Annotated in this window: 13 protein-coding genes; 11 read left to right on the top strand and 2 right to left on the bottom strand. The window is 56.7% G+C overall.

The genetic code is table 11. The features are described 5' to 3' along the window. Nucleotides 1-78 precede the first annotated feature (78 nt). The 4 genes from PZBJ_RS06750 to PZBJ_RS06765 are packed head-to-tail and all read left to right on the top strand — an operon-like array spanning nt 79 to nt 3,960. Entirely contained in the window at nt 79-1,518 is a 1,440-nt protein-coding gene (locus PZBJ_RS06750) for a circularly permuted type 2 ATP-grasp protein (RefSeq protein WP_101761811.1), read from the top strand. Beyond that, complete coding sequence (locus PZBJ_RS06755; protein WP_101761812.1) at nt 1,512-2,441, top strand: alpha-E domain-containing protein; 930 nt, start codon at nt 1,512-1,514, stop codon at nt 2,439-2,441. Before PZBJ_RS06750 ends, PZBJ_RS06755 begins: the two co-directional genes overlap by 7 nt. Next, nucleotides 2,438-3,238: a transglutaminase family protein gene (locus PZBJ_RS06760; protein WP_101761813.1), complete on the top strand. Its 801-nt coding sequence runs from the start codon at nt 2,438-2,440 to the stop codon at nt 3,236-3,238. The genes PZBJ_RS06755 and PZBJ_RS06760 overlap by 4 nt, the downstream gene beginning before the upstream one ends. 17 nt (nt 3,239-3,255) lie before the next feature. Further along, nucleotides 3,256-3,960: a proteasome-type protease gene (locus PZBJ_RS06765; RefSeq protein WP_101761814.1), complete on the top strand. Its 705-nt coding sequence runs from the start codon at nt 3,256-3,258 to the stop codon at nt 3,958-3,960. 35 nt (nt 3,961-3,995) lie between these two features. Here PZBJ_RS06765 and PZBJ_RS06770 read toward each other — a convergent pair whose 3' ends face one another. Then, complete coding sequence (locus tag PZBJ_RS06770) at nt 3,996-4,616, bottom strand: response regulator (protein ID WP_101761815.1); 621 nt, start codon at nt 4,614-4,616, stop codon at nt 3,996-3,998. Nucleotides 4,617-4,891: 275 nt separating this feature from the next. Here PZBJ_RS06770 and olsF point away from each other — a divergent pair, with 275 nt between their 5' ends. The 5 genes from olsF (at nt 4,892) to PZBJ_RS06795 (ending at nt 13,554) form a co-directional block, all read left to right on the top strand. Continuing rightward, entirely contained in the window at nt 4,892-6,592 is a 1,701-nt protein-coding gene (olsF, locus tag PZBJ_RS06775; RefSeq protein WP_101761816.1) for a bifunctional ornithine lipid synthase OlsF, read from the top strand. A 96-nt stretch (nt 6,593-6,688) separates the two neighbouring features. Next, nucleotides 6,689-7,756 (top strand): ABC transporter ATP-binding protein, encoded by a 1,068-nt coding sequence (locus PZBJ_RS06780; RefSeq protein WP_101761817.1) that lies wholly within the window; start codon nt 6,689-6,691, stop codon nt 7,754-7,756. A gap of 49 nt (nt 7,757-7,805) precedes the next feature. Further along, nucleotides 7,806-8,771: an ABC transporter substrate-binding protein gene (locus PZBJ_RS06785; protein WP_240632900.1), complete on the top strand. Its 966-nt coding sequence runs from the start codon at nt 7,806-7,808 to the stop codon at nt 8,769-8,771. Between the two features lie 2 nt (nt 8,772-8,773). Then, nucleotides 8,774-10,510 (top strand): ABC transporter permease, encoded by a 1,737-nt coding sequence (locus PZBJ_RS06790; RefSeq protein ID WP_101761819.1) that lies wholly within the window; start codon nt 8,774-8,776, stop codon nt 10,508-10,510. 200 nt (nt 10,511-10,710) lie between these two features. Further along, entirely contained in the window at nt 10,711-13,554 is a 2,844-nt protein-coding gene (locus tag PZBJ_RS06795; protein WP_101761820.1) for a bifunctional diguanylate cyclase/phosphodiesterase, read from the top strand. A 59-nt stretch (nt 13,555-13,613) separates the two neighbouring features. Here the strand turns inward: PZBJ_RS06795 and ftnA are convergent, their stop codons facing one another. After that, a complete protein-coding gene (ftnA, locus tag PZBJ_RS06800) occupies nt 13,614-14,120 on the bottom strand; it encodes a non-heme ferritin (RefSeq protein ID WP_101761821.1) in 507 nt (168 codons plus the stop codon). A 238-nt stretch (nt 14,121-14,358) separates the two neighbouring features. Here ftnA and PZBJ_RS06805 point away from each other — a divergent pair, with 238 nt between their 5' ends. After that, the gene (locus tag PZBJ_RS06805) at nt 14,359-15,462 is read left to right on the top strand and encodes an amidohydrolase (RefSeq protein WP_101761822.1); all 1,104 of its coding nucleotides are present in this window, start codon (nt 14,359-14,361) and stop codon (nt 15,460-15,462) included. A gap of 238 nt (nt 15,463-15,700) precedes the next feature. Next, nucleotides 15,701-17,290, top strand: a complete 1,590-nt coding sequence (prfC, locus tag PZBJ_RS06810) for a peptide chain release factor 3 (RefSeq protein ID WP_101761823.1) — start codon at nt 15,701-15,703, stop codon at nt 17,288-17,290. Nucleotides 17,291-17,535 lie beyond the last annotated feature (245 nt).

Here is a 17,535-nt window from a genome sequence, read left to right on the forward strand (position 1 = left end):
CGTGTGCCTGCCGGGGCAAGCCTCTGGCACAGTTTGTGCAGGAGAGAGTGAGGTCCTCTGACAAGCGCCGGGTAAATCATGAAAGAAAGCTACCAGATAGCATCACAATTCTATGATGAGATGTGGCTGAGCGATGGCCAACACCGCGCTCACTACCAGCAATACTGGGAATGGTTACAACAGGCGGACAAAGAGGCCGTGGCGCGCAAACGTGAAGAAGCGGAACTGCTGTTTCATCGCGTCGGCATCACCTTCAACGTCTACGGTGATGACGGCGGCGCGGAACGTTTAATTCCTTTCGACAGCGTGCCGCGCATCATTCCTGCCAGCGAGTGGGCGATGCTCGATCGCGGCATTCGCCAGCGGGTACAAGCCCTCAACGCCTTCCTGCACGACATCTACCATCAGCAACTGATCCTCAAAGCCGGCATCGTGCCCGCTGAACAGGTGCTGGTGAACGATCAATATCAGCCCTGCATGCAAGGCGTTGATCTGCATCGCCACATCTACGCGCACATTGTTGGGGTAGACATGGTGCGCAATAACGACGGCGAATATTACGTACTCGAGGACAATCTGCGCACGCCGTCTGGCGTCTCCTATATGTTGGAGAACCGCAAGATGATGATGCGCCTCTATCCGGAACTGTTCGCCGGGCAGCACATCGCGCCGGTAGAGCGTTATCCTTCGCATCTGCTGCAAACCCTGCGGGAAAGCTCGCCGGTCAACGATCCGGTGGTGGTGGTGCTGACGCCGGGCCGCTTTAACAGCGCCTACTTCGAGCACAGCTTCCTCGCGCAGCAGATGGGCGTTGAGCTGGTGGAGAGCGCCGATCTGTTCGTCAAAGATGGCGCGGTGATGATGCGTACCACCGCCGGGCCGTGCAAAGTCGATGTGATCTATCGTCGCGTTGATGATGCCTTCCTCGATCCACTGGCGTTCCGCCCGGATTCGATGCTCGGCGTGCCGGGCTTGTTGTCGGTGTATCGATCCGGCAACGTGGTGCTGGCGAACGCGATCGGCACCGGCGTCGCCGATGACAAATCGATCTATCCGTACGTACCGGACATGATCCGTTTCTATCTCGATGAGGATCCGATCCTCAATAACGTACCCACCTGGCAATGCCGCAAACCGCAGGATCTCACCTATGTGCTGGCCAACCTGGCGAAAATGGTGGTGAAAGAGGTGCACGGCGCAGGCGGTTACGGCATGTTGATTGGCCCGGTGGCGAGCCAGCAGGAGCTGAGTGATTTCCGCGATCGCCTCAAAGCGCGCCCGGAAAACTACATCGCGCAGGACACGCTATCGCTCTCCACGTGTCCAACCTTTATCGACAACGGCCTCGCGCCGCGCCACATCGATCTGCGCCCGTTTGCGCTGTGCGGCGCGGATATTCGTCTGGTGCCCGGCGGCTTAACCCGCGTGGCGCTGAACGAAGGTTCGCTGGTGGTGAACTCGTCGCAGGGCGGTGGCACCAAGGACACGTGGGTTCTGGAGGATGACGCATCATGCTAAGCCGCACGGCCAGTGGCCTCTATTGGATGGCGCGCTATCTTGAGCGCGCAGAACAACTTGCTCGCGTGTTAGACGTGACCAACCGTTTGTCGTTAATGCCGGTGCGCGGTGACCAGGGCGACGATCTGCTGCTGCCGCTTAATCTCACCGGCACGCGTGAACTGTTTGAAACCCTCAACGGCCGCTTCACCATGCCGCAGCTGTTCAACTTTTTCGCCCTCGATGATCGCAATCCGTGCAGCATTTTCAGCTGCTGGCAGGAGGCGTGGAACAACGCGCATGCGGTGCGCGGCAGTTTGTCGTCGGAAGTGTGGGAGAGCATCAACTCGACGTGGATTGAGATGCGCAATACGCGGCGGCGCGGTATTACCAGCGCCAACGCCGATAGCTTTTTCGATTGGGTGAAAGAGCGCTCGCACCTGTTTCGTGGCGCGATGTTCGGCACCTTGCTGCGCGGTGATGCCATGAGTTTTATCCGCATCGGCACGCTGATGGAGCGCAGCGACGGCACCGCGCGTTTGCTGAGCGTCAATCAGCAACTGCTGGAACAACAGTCCGATTCGGTGCGCGAATATTATCGCCTCGATACCTTGCTGCGCGCGGTGTCGGCGCGTGAAGCCTACAACGCCATCTTTAAGCAGCAGCTGTTACCGGATCTGGTGAATGAGATGCTGATCCTGCGCAGTGAAAGTCCGCGATCGCTGCACTCCTGTATTGATGAGATCGCTACCCAGCTCGAGCAGATCGGCAGCAGCGGCGAAGATCGTCCGCGTTATCTGATCACCGTGCTGCTGGCGGAAATCAGGTTTAGTACCTGGGAAAGCCTGACCCAGGAAGGGTTAACGCACTGGCTCAATGCATTCCTGACGCGCCTGAACGCGCTGGCAGACAGCATCAATCACACCTATCTGGAGGCGAAATGAGACTGAACATCGAGCACAAAACCCGTTACGCCTACGAGCAGCAGGTGACACTCAGCACCCAGTATCTGCGTTTGACGCCGCAAAATTCGGTGCATCAGCAAATTATCTCGTGGGATTTGGAGCTGCCCTGCGCAGCCACCTGCACGCAGGATGCTTACGGCAACGTGATGCATGTGCTAACGCTGGATACGCCGCATCAGCAACTCGATATCGCCGCGCGCGGTGTGGTGGAGATCCTTGATGCCGGCGAGTGGGCACCCGATCCGGAGTGCGCGTTGTCGCCGCTGGTGTTTCTGCGCGCCACGCCGCTGACGCTGCCCAATCCCGAGATCCGCGAGTTTGCCCAGCGCTACTGGCGGCCGGAAAAGCCGCTCGCCAGCCTGGAAAAGTTGATGGATGAATTGCTGCTGAAGATGCCGTATCGTCCCGGCAGCACCCAGGTAACTGATACCGCCGCGAAAGTATTTGCCGCAGGCAGCGGCGTTTGCCAGGATCACAGCCACGTGTTTCTCGCCTGCTGTCGCACTCTGGGAATTCCGGCGCGCTATGTAAGCGGCTATCTCTATACTGAAAACGTTGAGCACGTCGCCACTCACGCCTGGGTTGAAGCCTGGCTGGATGGCAGTTGGCACAGCTTTGATATCACCAATAATACCCGCAGCACCCGCCAGCATTTACGTCTGGCGGTTGGTGTGGATTATCTCGATGCCTGTCCGGTGCGCGGTATGCGGCTGGGCGGCGGCGGTGAAGATATGCTGGCGGTGGCTGCGGTGCTTCAGGTGCATGCGCAGCAGTAATCAGAACAGGCGTAACTATGACTTATTGTGTGGCAATGCGTTTATCGTCAGGGATGATTTTTGTCTCTGATTCGCGGACCAATGCGGGCGTCGATCATATTTCCTCGTTCCGTAAATTGCATGTGTTTCAGGTCGATGATGAACGCACGCTGGTGCTGCAAAGCGCTGGCAATCTGGCTACCACGCAGAGCGTGCTGAGCCTGCTGCGACGGCATAACGGCGATAACGATCAACCTAATTTGCTGAATGGACGATCGCTGTATGACATTGCGTTGATGGTAGGTGAAACGCTGCGCGAGGTGATCAAGCGCGATGGCGAGGAGTTTGGCGGCACGCTGCTGCTGGGGGGACAGATTCGTGGCGAGGAGCCGCGTCTGTTCCAGATCTATCCGCAGGGCAATTTCATCGAAGCCAGCGTTGATACGCCTTATTTCCAGATTGGTGAGAGCAAGTACGGCAAACCGATTATTGATCGCGTGCTGCGCTATGAAACGCCGCTCAGTCAGGCGATGCAGTGTGCGTTGATTTCAATGGATTCCACGTTAGCGAGTAATATTTCGGTGGGATTACCGCTGGATGTGATGGTCTATCGCACCGACAGTTTCAGCGATAGCGAGCAATATCACATCACCGAACAGCATCCCTATTTTTCACAAATTCGTCAGCTGTGGAGCAAAGGATTGTTGAGCGTGTTTTCGCAGCTGCCACCGTTAAAACTCTAATTGAGTGGGGTCGCCATTCATGGCGACCAGGTTTTTCACACTAACTCATTCAATTTTGCTGTCATATTAATGCCACTAATCCCTTTTAAACCTAATTTACGCAGGATTTTTATTTTATAGGTACTCACGGTTTTACTACTGAGTTGTAATTGTGAGGCGATCTCTTTATTTGTCATTCCCGACGCCAGTTTTACCAATACCATCAGTTCCCGGCGCGTCAGGCTCATCAATTTTTCACTCTCAATTAACTCGTTTACCTCTGCCGCTTCCTCCGTTACCGGATAAAAACGCTTACCACATTCCACCTCTTTTATTGCGGTAAGGAGAGTGTCTAAATTGCCGCGTTTACACACATAGCCTTCCACGCCTAATTGCAAGCAACATCGTTGATAAAAAAGGCTTTCTGAAGCGGTATAAACAATGATTTTGAGGTCTGGCAACGCGCGCTTGATATCTGTAATCAACGGAATGCCAGCGCGTCCAGGCATGGTGAGATCGAGCAGCAAAACGTCCGGACGTGTCCTATGCAGCTCGGTAATTAACAGATCGCTTTTATTAGCAGTGCCAGCGATGGCGTAGTGATATGACTGCAGTAATGCCTGAATGCCCGTACAGATTAACGGATGGTCATCAACAATAAATACCGAATGAATCATATGTGTAGCCCAGAGGAAAAAATAAAAAATAAACGCAAAGTTAAAACACCCTTTAACAAACAATTTAACTGGTGTGACCAGATTAATTCACGCTGCTTAACAATAAGCTTTAAGTCATGTCTTGAATTTGGGGTTTTAAGGTGAGTTTTTGTTTTTTATGCGCAAGAACAATGCAAGTGGCTGCTTTTTAGGCTTTCACGACGCCGCAGTCATAAATCTGAAAACAAGCCGTTTTAACGTCGAGGCGATAAACCGCTGCGTGTAAAAGGTGAATGATGTTTTCCGTTGATCAGCTTCTCGATACCTACTGGCCAGGTCATCAACCGGCAAACTGGCAGAAAAGCGCCCTGAAATGGGCAGTTCGCGAACATGAATTCCAGGCGTTTGCCGCCCGCTATCGTCATCTGAAAGGCGTGGATATGGTGGAGCAGGTACTGGAGCATCTTGATGTGCGCTGTGAACTGAGCGAGCGCGATTTGGAGCAGATTCCCACGCGTGGCCCGGTGGTGATTGTTGCCAACCATCCGCTCGGTGCGCTGGATGGTTTAGCATTGCTGGCGGCGGTTTCGCAGGTGCGACGCGATGTGAAAATTGTCGCCAACCGCATGTTGATGATGCTGGAGCCGATCAACAACATGATGTTGCCGGTGGATAACATGGGCAACCGTACCAGCCGCGAACAGCTAACGCGCATGCAGCAGCATCTCGATAATCAGGGCGTGCTGATTATCTTCCCGGCGGGTGAAGTGTCGCGCCTTTCCAGCCGAGGCGTGCGCGATCGTCACTGGCATCACAGCTTCTTACGCCTCGCGGCCCGCGCTCGCGCGCCCATCGTGCCAGTGCACGTGGTGGGGCGCAACAGCCTGGCATTTTACGCCGCCGCAAAAATTGCCTCGCCGCTCGCGTTACTGATGCTGGTACGCGAAATGTTTCGTCAGCGCGGTTCGCGCATTAAGTTGCACATCGGCGAACAGATCCCGTTTGCCAACTGGCATGATGGCCACACGCCGGGCAAAGAGCTGGCGAAGCGGCTGCGCAAACATCTGTATCGCATTGGTCAGGGACGACGCGGCTTGTTTCAGACCGAAGCGGCGATTGCGCGGCCGGAAGATCGCGCCGAACTGAAAAAAGCGCTGATGGAGAGCGAGCGACTCGGCACGCTGCCGGATGGCAAGCAGATCTACCTGTGGCGACGCAACGGTGCCAGCTGGGTGCCGCTGCTGCGTGAGCTCGGGCGCTTACGGGAAGTGGCATTCCGCGCGGTGGGTGAGGGTAGCGGGCGTCGTCGCGACCTCGATAAATACGATGACGATTACTATCATCTGATTCTGTGGGACGACGATGCGCTGGAGATCGTCGGCGCCTATCGCTTTATTCCGGGCGCCGAGCAGCTGGAGCGTCGTGGGCTGGAAGGCATCTACAGCGACAGCCTGTTTCACTACGACGAGCGCATGTTGCCGATCATCAATCAGGGGCTGGAGCTGGGCCGCAGTTTTATTCAGCCTGCCTATTGGGGCAAACGCGGCCTCGATTATCTGTGGATGGGCATTGGTGCCTACATCGCTAAATATCCCGAAACCCGCTACTTATTTGGTCCGGTCTCGATCTCGGGCGGCATGCCGCTGGCGGCGCGCGATCTGCTGGTAGCGTTCTATCGTCTCTATTTCCCTACCGAACTGCCGCTGGCGACTTCACGCCGCCCTTATCCAGCCTCGTTACCGGAAGTGCTGGCGCAGTTCACCGGCGATAATTACAGCGAAGATTTACGCCGGTTGAAACATCTGCTGGCGAATCTCGGCACCGCCATTCCCACGCTCTACAAGCAATATTCCGAGGTGTGCGAGCCGGGCGGCGTGCAGTTTATCGATTTCGGCAGCGATCCGGATTTCAACAATTGTATTGATGGCTTAGTGCTGGTGGATCTCACGCGAGTGAAGCCCGCACGTTATGAGCGCTATATCGGCATGCATCTGTGAATCGGTCGCGATGAATGGCGACCAGCCTCAATGTCATGGAATCGTCATCACAGTGTCGTAGGGTCTTAGCCGGACGGTTAGCGAAAGGCCAGAAACATGGCATCAATCACACTGCGCGGGCTGCGCAAATCCTTTGCGGCGCAGCCGGTATTGCAAGACATCTCGCTGCAGATTGCGCAGGGAGAATTTATCGCCGTATTGGGCCCGTCAGGCTGCGGCAAAACCACCTTGCTGCGCCTGCTGGCCGGTTTTGAAACCGCCGATGCCGGAGAGATCCACGTGGGCGAACGCTGCTTCGCTGCGCCGGGCGTGCATCTGCCTCCGGAAGATCGTCAGCTTGGCGTGGTGTTCCAGAGCTACGCACTGTGGCCGCATATGACGGTGGCGGAAAATGTTTCCTACAGCCTGAAAGTGAACGGCGTCGCGCGTGCCGAGCGCGAGCGCCGCACGCAGCAGGCGCTGGAGCTGGTGGGATTGGAAGCGTTCGCCGCCCGTCGTCCCGCCGATCTCTCCGGCGGTCAGCGTCAGCGCGTGGCGCTGGCGCGCTGTTTAGTGGCGCAACCGACCTTAGTTCTGCTCGATGAGCCGCTCGCCAACCTCGATGTCCACCTGCGCGCCACCATGGAAGAGGAGTTCCGCCGCTTCCATCAGCACAGTCACGCCACCTTGCTCTACATTACCCACGATCAGCATGAAGCGATGGCGCTGGCCGATCGCATCGTGGTGATGGATGCCGGCCGTGTGATGCAGTTCGCCACGCCGCAAACGCTGTGGCGCGAACCGGCGAACGCCATGGTCGCGCGCTTTATTGACGACGGCAAAGTGCTGCCGATCAGCGATATCGAACCGCTCGGCGAGGGCCGCGCTTATGCCACGCTGTGCGGCCTGCGCGTGTCGTTACGCTGCGCGCCGCATCAGCGCCCGCAGCCGCAGGCGCAAGCCAGTTTTCACGCAGTCGATTTCCACTTAGCCGCGCCGGGCGAACCACAGTTTGCCGCGCGCGTGCAGCGGGTGATCTATCGCGGCGGCCACTATCAGCTCAACGTGACGCCGCTGGCCGCGCCCGAATGCAGCATCACGCTGCTGCTGGCCGATCAGCCTTTACCCGTTGTCGACGCCACCGTGGGTGTGGCGCTGCGTGACGGCTGGATTCTTCCTTCTTAATCTTCTAAACCTTCAGGGAAATGCTATGCGTACGACGTTAAACGTGTTGATGTTAGCCAGTGGATTCGTGATCTCTGCCGCCAGCTTTGCCGACGAGGCGCCAGCAGGGAAATTGGTGGTTTATACCTCGCAGGCACCCGAAATTGCCCAGCAAACCATGGATGCGTTTAAAGCCGCCTATCCCAATGTGCAGGTCGAGTGGACGCGCAACGGCACCACGCAGTTAATGAACGTGCTGCGCACCGAAATGATGAGCGGCGAAGCCAGGCCGGATGTGCTGCTGATTGCCGACGCCATCAACCTCGGCGCGCTGAAAAACGAAAACCATCTCTACAGCTACAGCGATGCGCCGCTCAGCCACATCAATCCATCGTTCTATGACAAAGACAAAACCTTCTTCGGCACCAAAATCATCGCCACGGTAATTGCCTACAACACCCAGCATGCGCAGCCGATTGATAGCTGGAACGCGCTGGCGGTGGAAGCCAACAAAGGGCAGATTGCGGTACCAAGCCCGCTTTACTCCGGCGCGGCACTCTACAAGCTGCACACCGATATCAACACGCCATCGATTGGCTGGAGCTTCTACAAAAAGTTGGCGGCCATCGGCATCGCGCCGCAGGGCGGCAACGGCCCGGCGCTGAAGGCGGTCGCCAGCGGGCTGGATAAGTACGGCATCATCACCGACGCCGACGTGATTCTGGCGAAGAAAAAGGGTTCGCCGGTGGATCTGGTCTATCCCAAAGAGGGGGTGTCATATGTCACCGAACCGGTTGCCATCATGAAAACCGCGCACAACCTGCCGGCCGCCAAAGCCTTCGTTAACTTTATGCTTTCCGAGCCAGGCCAGAAGCTGGTGGTCGAGCAGGGCAACCGTCCGGTGGATGATCGCGTCTCAGCACCGGCAGGTTTCACGCCGATCAATAAAATCAAGCTGCTGTCGCCGGACGTGGCGAAAGCGATCAAAGAAGATGCGGCAGTGCGCGATCGGTTCAGCGCGCTGTTTGGTGGCTAAGCATGAGCGTGTTGAGCAACGAATGGCGCAATGTGACGCGCAAAGCGCCGCGCGTTAACAGCGAACGGCTGATTCTGGCGCTGCTGGTGCTGCTGATTGGTTTGCTGTCGGTGGCGCCGCTGATGCGGCTGGTGTGGACCGCCATTGCGCCCAGCGGCGTGCCGGATATCGCACGCTTAACGCGCCTGCTGGCGAGCGATCGCGTGTTGATCGCCAGCGGCAATACGTTGCTCATCGCGCTCAGTTCTACTCTGATTTCCGTGGTGCTCGGCACTGCCGCTGCGTGGCTGGTGGCGCTTAGCGATCTGCGCGCCAAAACCGCGTGGGTGTTTGCGTTTATCCTGCCGCTGATGATTCCGCCGCAGGTGACGGCGCTGGCCTGGCTGCAGGCGCTGGCTCCGAGCAGTCCGCTGGCGCTGCTGTTCGCCACGCTTGAGTTGCCGTGGTTTGCGCCCGGCGAGCAGCCGCTCTACTCCTTAACCGGCATTGTGCTGCTGCTCGGCACGCACAATGCGCCGTTGGTGTTCCTCACCGTGCGCGCCGGTTTGCGCCGCTTGCCCGCCGACTTGGTGGAAGCGGCCCAGGCCAGCGGTGCGTCACGCGCGCGCATCCTGTTCACCATTGTGCTGCCGCTGGCGCGCCCGGCAATTTTTGCCGGTGCCGCGCTGACCTTCGTTGCGGCGGCGGGCAACTTCGGTATTCAGGCGATGCTGGGGATTCCGGCGCGCGTGCCAACGCTGATCACGCTGGTGTATCAGCAGTTGAATGGCATTGGTCCGAGCGCGCTGCCAAACACCGCGGTGTATGCGTTATTGATTGCGGTAATTACGCTGGCGGGCATGGCGGCCAGCGCCTGGTTGGGCGGACGCCATGATGTGCGCGTCAACGGTGCACCGCGCCTGTGGCAGCAATCGCTGGGGCGCGGGCGTATGGCGGTTGAGGGCGTCGCCTGGCTGTGGATGGCGCTGACCTTGCTGTTGCCGCTCAGCGCGCTGTTGATCACCGCGCTCACCAGCGGTTTTGGCCAGGCGCTGAGCTGGCAAACGCTGACGCTGGAGAACTTCCGCGCCGCGTTGTGGGGTTATCCGGCGGTGCGACAGGCGTTTCTCACCAGCCTCGGATTGACCACGCTGGCGGCGCTGATTTTAACGGTTTGCGCGCTGTTTCTCGCCTATTTCCTCAGCTGGCGGCGAACCAAATTAGTGCGCGGTTTGTGGCTGGCGAGTGAACTGACTTACGCGCTGCCGGGCATTGTCACCGGCGTAGCGGCGATGCTGTTCTTCCTGCGTCCGCTGCCGATCGTCAATGTCTCGCTGTATGGCACGGTGTGGATCATCCTTGCCGCCTATCTGGCGAACTTCCTCGCGCTGGTGCTGCGCCCAACGCTGGCCGGATTCGCCCAGCTGGAACCGGCATTAGATGAAGCGGCACGTTTGTGCGGCGCCGGTTTTCTGCGCCGCATGCGCGACATCTTATTGCCACTGGCGGCACCGTCGGCGCTGGCGGGCAGCGTGCTGGTGTTTCTCACCGCGCTGAATGAAATCCAGGTTTCGGTGCTGCTGGTCACCTCGCAAACGCAAACCATCGGACCGACCATCGTATTCCTTGATGAAGGCGGATCCGCGTCGCTGGCGGCGGCGGTGGGCTGCCTGATGATTGTGGTGGTTTGCTTATTAATGGCGGTTGCCACACGCCTGACGCGACGCTTGCCGCACGGCATTTTACCGTGGCAAGCGTAACGCCAGCCTGCCGTCAACGTATGATGATTTGTGAAGTATCCTACTGAACATTTTCTCGCCACTGCCGATAACTTACCTACCAACATTTGTCTGCGGATGAATAGCGCTTGTCAGCGCTGCGTATTTGCGCTTAAGTCTGCATGATAATTAAGAATTTTCTTAAGTTTCGACGATACCAGCCCAGCAATAGGCGAATAACAATGAATAATAACTCTGACGTCATGTACCGACTTTTGGTACAGAGCGTGGTGGATTACGCCATTTACATGCTCAAACCCGATGGCACGGTGGCGAACTGGAATAGCGGCGCGCAGCGCGCCAAAGGTTACACGCCCGATGAAATCGTAGGGAAGAATTTTGCGCTGTTCTACAGCGAAGACGATCGTAAAAACGGCGCGCCACAGCGCGGACTGGCGACCGCGACAGCAAACGGGCGCTTTGAAACCGAAGGCTGGCGTTACCGTAAAGATGGCAGCGCGTTTTGGGCGCATGTGGTGATCGACGCTATCCGCGATGAGTTTGGTGAGCTGCTGGGTTTTGCCAAAATCACCCGTGACTGCACCGAGCAGCAAGAGCAGCAGCGCAAACAGCGCGAGCAGGAACAGCGCTTTCGCATGCTGGTGGAAGGCGTCAGTGATTACGCCATCTATATGCTCGACTTGGACGGCAACGTGGAAAACTGGAACGTAGGCGCACAGCGCGCGAAAGGCTACGTTGCCGAAGAGATTGTTGGACAGCACTTCTCACGCTTCTACAGCGCCCAGGATCGTAAAAACCATATCCCGGAAAAAAACCTCACCACCGCCTTCAAAACCGGTCGTTTCGAAGACGAAGGCTACCGGTACCGCAAAGATGGCAGCGCGTTTTGGGCACATGTCATCATTGACGCAATCCGTGATGATGCCGGCAAGCTGATTGGCTACGCCAAAATCACCCGCGACTGCACCGAACAACAGGCGCTGCTGCGTAAACAACACGAGCAGGAGAAGAACTTCCGTCTGCTGGTGGAAGGCGTGCGCGATTACGCCATCTATATGCTGGATGTGCAGGGCCGCGTGGTGAACTGGAACAACGGTGCACAGCGCGCTAAAGGTTATCTGGCTGACGAGATTGTCGGTCAGCACTTCTCGGTGTTTTACAGTTCAGCGGAACGTCATGCCAATGCGCCCGAAGCTAACCTCGGCATTGCGTTGAAAACCGGGCGTTTTGAAGATGAAGGCTGGCGCTACCGCAAAGATGGCTCGGCATTTTGGGCCCACGTTGTTATCGAAGCGATTTATGATGAAAACGGCAAACTGATCGGCTTCGCCAAAATTACCCGCGATATCACCGAACGGCGTGAGAACGAGCAGCAACTGCTGCGCGCACGGGATCTGGCGCAGTCGCAGAGCGCGAAAATGTCGGAGCTGTCGGGTTTTCTCGACACCATCATCAGCAATATTCCCTCATGCGTGATCGTTGAAGATGCCATCAGCCGTGAAATCCTGATGGTGAATGACAAAGCTGAGCAGCTGTTTGGCATTAACAAAGCGCTGATCATGCACAAGCGCCCGCACGAATGTATGTCGGCGGAGCTGGGTGATTACTTCAACAGCCTGGCGGATGTGGCGCTGCGCAGCGAAGGCATCCACTCGCGCGAACAGCTGCTGCTGACGGCGGGCGGCGAGCGCATTCTGCATACGCGTGCCACCACCATCAGCGGCAAAGATATGCGTCAGAACTATGTGATGCTGATTGTCGAGGACGTGACCGATCAGCGCGAAGCCGATGCGCGCATTCGTCATATGGCGCATCACGACAATCTCACCAGCCTGCCGAATCGCGTGCTGTTCCGCCAGAAGCTGAGTGAAGCGCTGCGCGTCGATAGTCAGAACCACCAGGTCAGCGCCACGCTGTGTCTCGATCTCGATAACTTCAAAAACGTCAACGATGCGCTCGGCCACCAGATTGGTGATGACCTGCTGCGCGTGGTCGCGAAACGCCTGCGCAGCGCGCTACGCGATCACGATACGCTGGCGCGCATTGGCGGCGATGAGTTTGCCATCGTGTTACCCAATGTTCGTGCTGCCGATGAAGCAGCGGTGGTGGCGCAGCGGCTGATCGAGGCGATTCGTCCGCCGATCAACGTTGAAGGGCATAATCTGTCGGTGGGCTTGAGCGTTGGTATCGCGCTCACCTCGCAGGCCACCAACACGCCGGAGCATATGCTGCGCTGCGCCGATATGGCGCTGTACGAAGCCAAACGTAATGGCCGTAATCGCTTCGAACACTTCACCATTGAGATGGACAATCAGGCGCGCAGCCGTCGCGTGATTGAGAACGATCTGCGTGATGCGATTTCTGGTCGTCAGCTCAAGCTTTACTATCAGCCGATTACCAACGAGCAGGGCATCATCGGCTATGAAGCGCTGATGCGCTGGCATCACCCGATCAAAGGGCTGATCATGCCGAACGACTTCATCCCGATCGCTGAAGAGACCGGTTTGATTCACATGCTCGGCGCCTATGCGCTGTATGAAGCCTGCCGCGAAGCGCAGAGCTGGAACACCGAACAATCGGTGTCGGTGAATCTATCGCCGCTGCAGTTTAAGAACAGCTCGCTGGTGTCGGTGGTGGAAGGTGCGCTGCGGGAATCCGGGCTGGCGCCGCATCGGCTGGAAGTGGAGATCACCGAATCAGTGCTGCTGGACGACACGCTCGGTAATATCCGCACCTTGCAGAGTTTGAAAACGCTTGGCGTGCAGATTGCGCTGGATGATTTCGGCACCGGCTACTCATCGCTCAGTTATCTGCGTTCGTTCCCGTTCGACAAAATCAAAATCGATAAGTCGTTTATCAACGATATGGGCGACAGCCGCGAGGCGCTGGCGATTATCCGCGCTATTACCGGCATGAGCCGCAGCCTCGATATTCAAATTACCGCTGAAGGCGTGGAGAACGGCGAGCAGTTTGCGAAGCTGCGCGAAGAGGGGTGTACGCTATTCCAGGGCTATTTCTTTGGCCGTCCGCAGCCGTCGGAGTTGCGGTTGAAAGAGTTGGAATAGGCATAAAAAACGCCCGACATGTCGGGCGTTCTCTATTTTGCTGTGTGTAATCTTTATTATTATGCGCCGTGGCCGTCGACGGACATGTGGCCGAGATCTTTGTCCACCAGGAACAGGCCTTCGCCTTTGTTGCCGACCATCGCCAGTTTATCCAGCACGGTTTTGAACAGCTTCTCTTCTTCATGCTGCTCGGCAACGTACCACTGCAGGAAGTTGAACGTTGAGTAATCCTGGGTGGTTAAGGCGGTGTGCACCAGCTCGTTGATTTTTTTGGTAATCAGCTGCTCATGCTTCAGCGCTTCTTCCAGCACGTCGTTCAGTGAAGTCCAGCTAATCGCTGGAGCCGCAATGCTGCCCAGCACCGGCAAAGCGCCGGCATCGCTGACGTAATCGAACAGCTTCTGCATGTGCTGCATCTCTTCGCGAGAATGCATTTTCAGGAATGAAGCGGCACCTTCATAGCCTTTATCGCTGCACCAGGCACTCATCTGCAGATAGAGGTTGGCAGAGAAGAATTCGAGGTTCAGTTGGTCGTTTAAACGCGAGGTCATTTCAGCAGTTAACATGGCTGAGTCCTTTTTAATTTGTCAGGTGAAGTACGGCGAATTATGCATCAATCTATACTTTTTTGTGAAGGGTTTTTCGCAAAAAGGTTGAATTTATCTTATTGATTGTAAATGGAATTATTCCACATGTTGAATGCGAGGAGTTCTCATTTTTGACTAATTTTCATTCACGCTGGATTGATTATAGCTGCGCATCGGGCGATGCTGAGGCTTGCCTTTACTTGTCAGGAGCTTAGCGGTGTCGAACGTCTTAGAGCATTACCATTTTCTGCATGAAATTCCCGAACTGGGTTTTCAGGAATTCAAAACCTCTGCTTATATTGCCGAACAGCTGGAAAGCGCCGGAATTAAGGTGACGCGCGGCATCAATAACACCACTGGCATGGTGGCGGAAATCGACAGCGGCGTGCCCGGTCCGGTGCTGGCACTGCGTGCGGATATGGATGCGCTCGGCCACATCATTGATGGCGTAGCCTGTGCGCGTCACACCTGCGGCCACGATGGCCATTCGTCGGTGGTGCTGACGGCAGCGCAAGAGCTGATGAAAGAGGGCGCGATCAAGAAAGGGCGGCTCAAGCTGCTGTTCCAGCCGGCGGAAGAGCTCGGTGCGGGTGCGTTGGCGATGATTGAGGGCGGCGCGCTGGAGGATGTGGAGATGATTCTCGGCTTCCATGTGCGTCCGCTGGAAGAGTGTCATGTGGGACAGGCGACGCCAGCGGTGATCTACTCCGCCTGCAGCACGCTGGAAGCCACCATCAAAGGTGCTCCGGCACATGCGGCGCGCCCGCATTTGGGCGTCAACGCGCTGGATGCGGCGGTGCAAGCGGTACAGGCCGTCAACGCCATCCATCTGCCGCCGGGTTTGACCTGGAGCGTGAAAGCTACACGCTTTCTGTGCGATGCGGGCGTGACCAACTCGGTGCCGGATGAGGCGCGCGTGGTGTGGGATCTACGTTCGCAGGAAAACGCGCCAATGGCGGTGCTGAAAGAGAAAGTCACACTGGCGATTCAGCACAGCGTGGCGGCGCTGGGTGCCACGGCGGACGTGGTGGTGCTAAAAGAGATGCCGGCGGCAGAAATTCATGAGGAAGCCACGGCGGTGATTCGCGCGGCGATTGTCGACGTGCTGGGCGAAGCCGGTTTGCTGGATACCAAAACCACGCCGGGCAGCGAAGATTTCTTCTATTACCCGGTGAAAAAACCGCAGGTGAAAGCCGGTTTCTGGGGATTGGGAACCAATCTGGTGCCGGGTTTACATCATCCTGAGATGCGCTTTGAGCTGAGCTCGCTGGAGATTGGGGTGAAGATCTTCAAGGCGGCAGTGGTGCGGGTGTTGGGGTGATTAGAGGGTTAGGGTGAGGGCTATTAGGGCACCGATTCCCCCTTTCGGCGAAATATTGTATGCTATGCCGCCTCAATGCTGACGGGATTCAGGACTGCCGCCAATGTAGATCGCACACCTCTTGCTGTGAACCGACGCCACTGCGTCGCCATTGGCCGCGTTATCCTGCGGAATGACCTCGAAACGATTTATTCGCAGCGCGCTGTCCGCGTGTTGCCCTTGAAGAAGAATTCACTCAATGTCTAATGCCTCCTTTTTAGAAGAAGTGGCGCGCCGCCGTACCTTTGCGATCATCTCGCATCCGGACGCCGGTAAAACCACAATCACCGAAAAAGTGCTGCTGTTCGGACAGGCGATTCAAACCGCCGGTACCGTCAAAGGCCGCGGCTCCAACCAGCACGCGAAATCGGACTGGATGGAGATGGAGAAACAACGTGGTATCTCCATCACCACCTCGGTGATGCAGTTCCCGTATCGCGACAGCCTCGTGAACCTGCTGGATACGCCAGGACACGAAGACTTCTCTGAAGATACTTACCGTACGCTGACGGCGGTTGACTGCTGTTTGATGGTGATCGACGCCGCGAAAGGTGTTGAGGATCGCACCCGCAAGCTGATGGAAGTGACGCGCCTGCGCGATACGCCAATCATCACCTTTATGAACAAACTCGACCGTGACATCCGCGATCCCATGGAGCTGCTGGATGAAGTGGAGAGTGAGCTGAAGATCGCCTGCGCACCTATTACCTGGCCGATTGGCTGCGGCAAGTTGTTCAAAGGGGTTTATCACCTCTACAACGACGAAACTTACCTGTATCAAACCGGTAAAGGCCACACCATTCAGGAAGTGCGCATTGTTAAGGGGCTGGCGAATCCAGAACTGGATGCCGCAGTGGGCGAAGATCTGGCACAGCAACTGCGCGATGAGCTGGAGCTGGTACAGGGCGCTTCGCACGAGTTCGATCAGGAGCTGTTCCTGAGTGGCGAAATCACACCGGTGTTCTTCGGTACCGCGCTGGGTAACTTCGGCGTTGATCATATGCTGGATGGCCTGGTTAGCTGGGCGCCGCGTCCAATGCCGCGCAACACCGACGCGCGTTTGGTGGAAGCAAAGGAAGAGAAATTTAGCGGCTTCGTGTTTAAGATCCAGGCAAACATGGACCCGAAGCACCGCGACCGCGTCGCCTTTATGCGTGTGGTATCCGGCAAGTACGAAAAAGGCATGAAGCTGCGTCAGGTGCGTACCGGTAAAGATGTGGTGATTTCCGATGCACTGACCTTTATGGCCGGCGACCGTTCGCACGTAGAAGAAGCCTATCCGGGCGACATCATTGGTCTGCACAACCACGGCACCATTCAGATTGGCGACACCTTTACGCAGGGTGAAAACATGAAGTTCACCGGCATTCCGAACTTCGCGCCAGAGCTGTTCCGCCGTATCCGTCTGCGCGATCCGCTGAAGCAGAAACAGCTGCTGAAAGGGCTGGTTCAGCTGTCGGAAGAGGGCGCGGTGCAGGTGTTCCGCCCGGTACACAACAACGATCTGATTGTGGGCGCGGTCGGTGTGCTGCAGTTCGAAGTGGTGGTGGCGCGCCTGAAAAGCGAATACAACGTTGAAGCGATCTACGAAGCCATCAACGTCTCAACCGCTCGCTGGGTTGAGTGTGATGATGCGAAGAAATTCGACGATTTCCAGCGTAAAAACGAAGTAAACCTGGCGCTCGATGGCGGTGATAACCTCACGTATATCGCGCCAACCATGGTGAACCTCAACATCACTCAGGAACGCTATCCTGACGTGAGATTCCGCAAAACGCGCGAGCACTAATCGCCGTTGCCAGCAGGGCCTGTGATTTTCACTGGCCCTGTTTTGTTTGTTACAGACTCCTCCTAATTCCGCTGTTTTTTTCTCTTTTTGGCGATATATCAACCACAAGAGCCAGCAAAAGCTGTAATCCCTACTACTATTATCCTGTCGGACGAGAAAAGAGACCTTTCGGGTTTCATTACGTCCAGTAACTCAGCAACGCCGTTCGTTGCTGGCGCATCCGCGATAACGGATGAGTTAACTGA

Origin of the sequence: Pantoea endophytica (assembly GCF_002858935.1) — a bacterium.
GTDB classification, from domain to species: domain Bacteria; phylum Pseudomonadota; class Gammaproteobacteria; order Enterobacterales; family Enterobacteriaceae; genus Pantoea; species Pantoea leporis.

Coding starts and splice junctions, on each gene's coding strand:
- PZBJ_RS06750 (WP_101761811.1), top strand. CDS start 79: ATGAAAGAAAGCTACCAGATAGCATCACAATTCTATGATGAGATGTGG.
- PZBJ_RS06755 (WP_101761812.1), top strand. CDS start 1,512: ATGCTAAGCCGCACGGCCAGTGGCCTCTATTGGATGGCGCGCTATCTT.
- PZBJ_RS06760 (WP_101761813.1), top strand. CDS start 2,438: ATGAGACTGAACATCGAGCACAAAACCCGTTACGCCTACGAGCAGCAG.
- PZBJ_RS06765 (WP_101761814.1), top strand. CDS start 3,256: ATGACTTATTGTGTGGCAATGCGTTTATCGTCAGGGATGATTTTTGTC.
- PZBJ_RS06770 (WP_101761815.1), bottom strand. CDS start 4,616: ATGATTCATTCGGTATTTATTGTTGATGACCATCCGTTAATCTGTACG.
- olsF (WP_101761816.1), top strand. CDS start 4,892: ATGTTTTCCGTTGATCAGCTTCTCGATACCTACTGGCCAGGTCATCAA.
- PZBJ_RS06780 (WP_101761817.1), top strand. CDS start 6,689: ATGGCATCAATCACACTGCGCGGGCTGCGCAAATCCTTTGCGGCGCAG.
- PZBJ_RS06785 (WP_240632900.1), top strand. CDS start 7,806: ATGTTAGCCAGTGGATTCGTGATCTCTGCCGCCAGCTTTGCCGACGAG.
- PZBJ_RS06790 (WP_101761819.1), top strand. CDS start 8,774: ATGAGCGTGTTGAGCAACGAATGGCGCAATGTGACGCGCAAAGCGCCG.
- PZBJ_RS06795 (WP_101761820.1), top strand. CDS start 10,711: ATGAATAATAACTCTGACGTCATGTACCGACTTTTGGTACAGAGCGTG.
- ftnA (WP_101761821.1), bottom strand. CDS start 14,120: ATGTTAACTGCTGAAATGACCTCGCGTTTAAACGACCAACTGAACCTC.
- prfC (WP_101761823.1), top strand. CDS start 15,701: ATGTCTAATGCCTCCTTTTTAGAAGAAGTGGCGCGCCGCCGTACCTTT.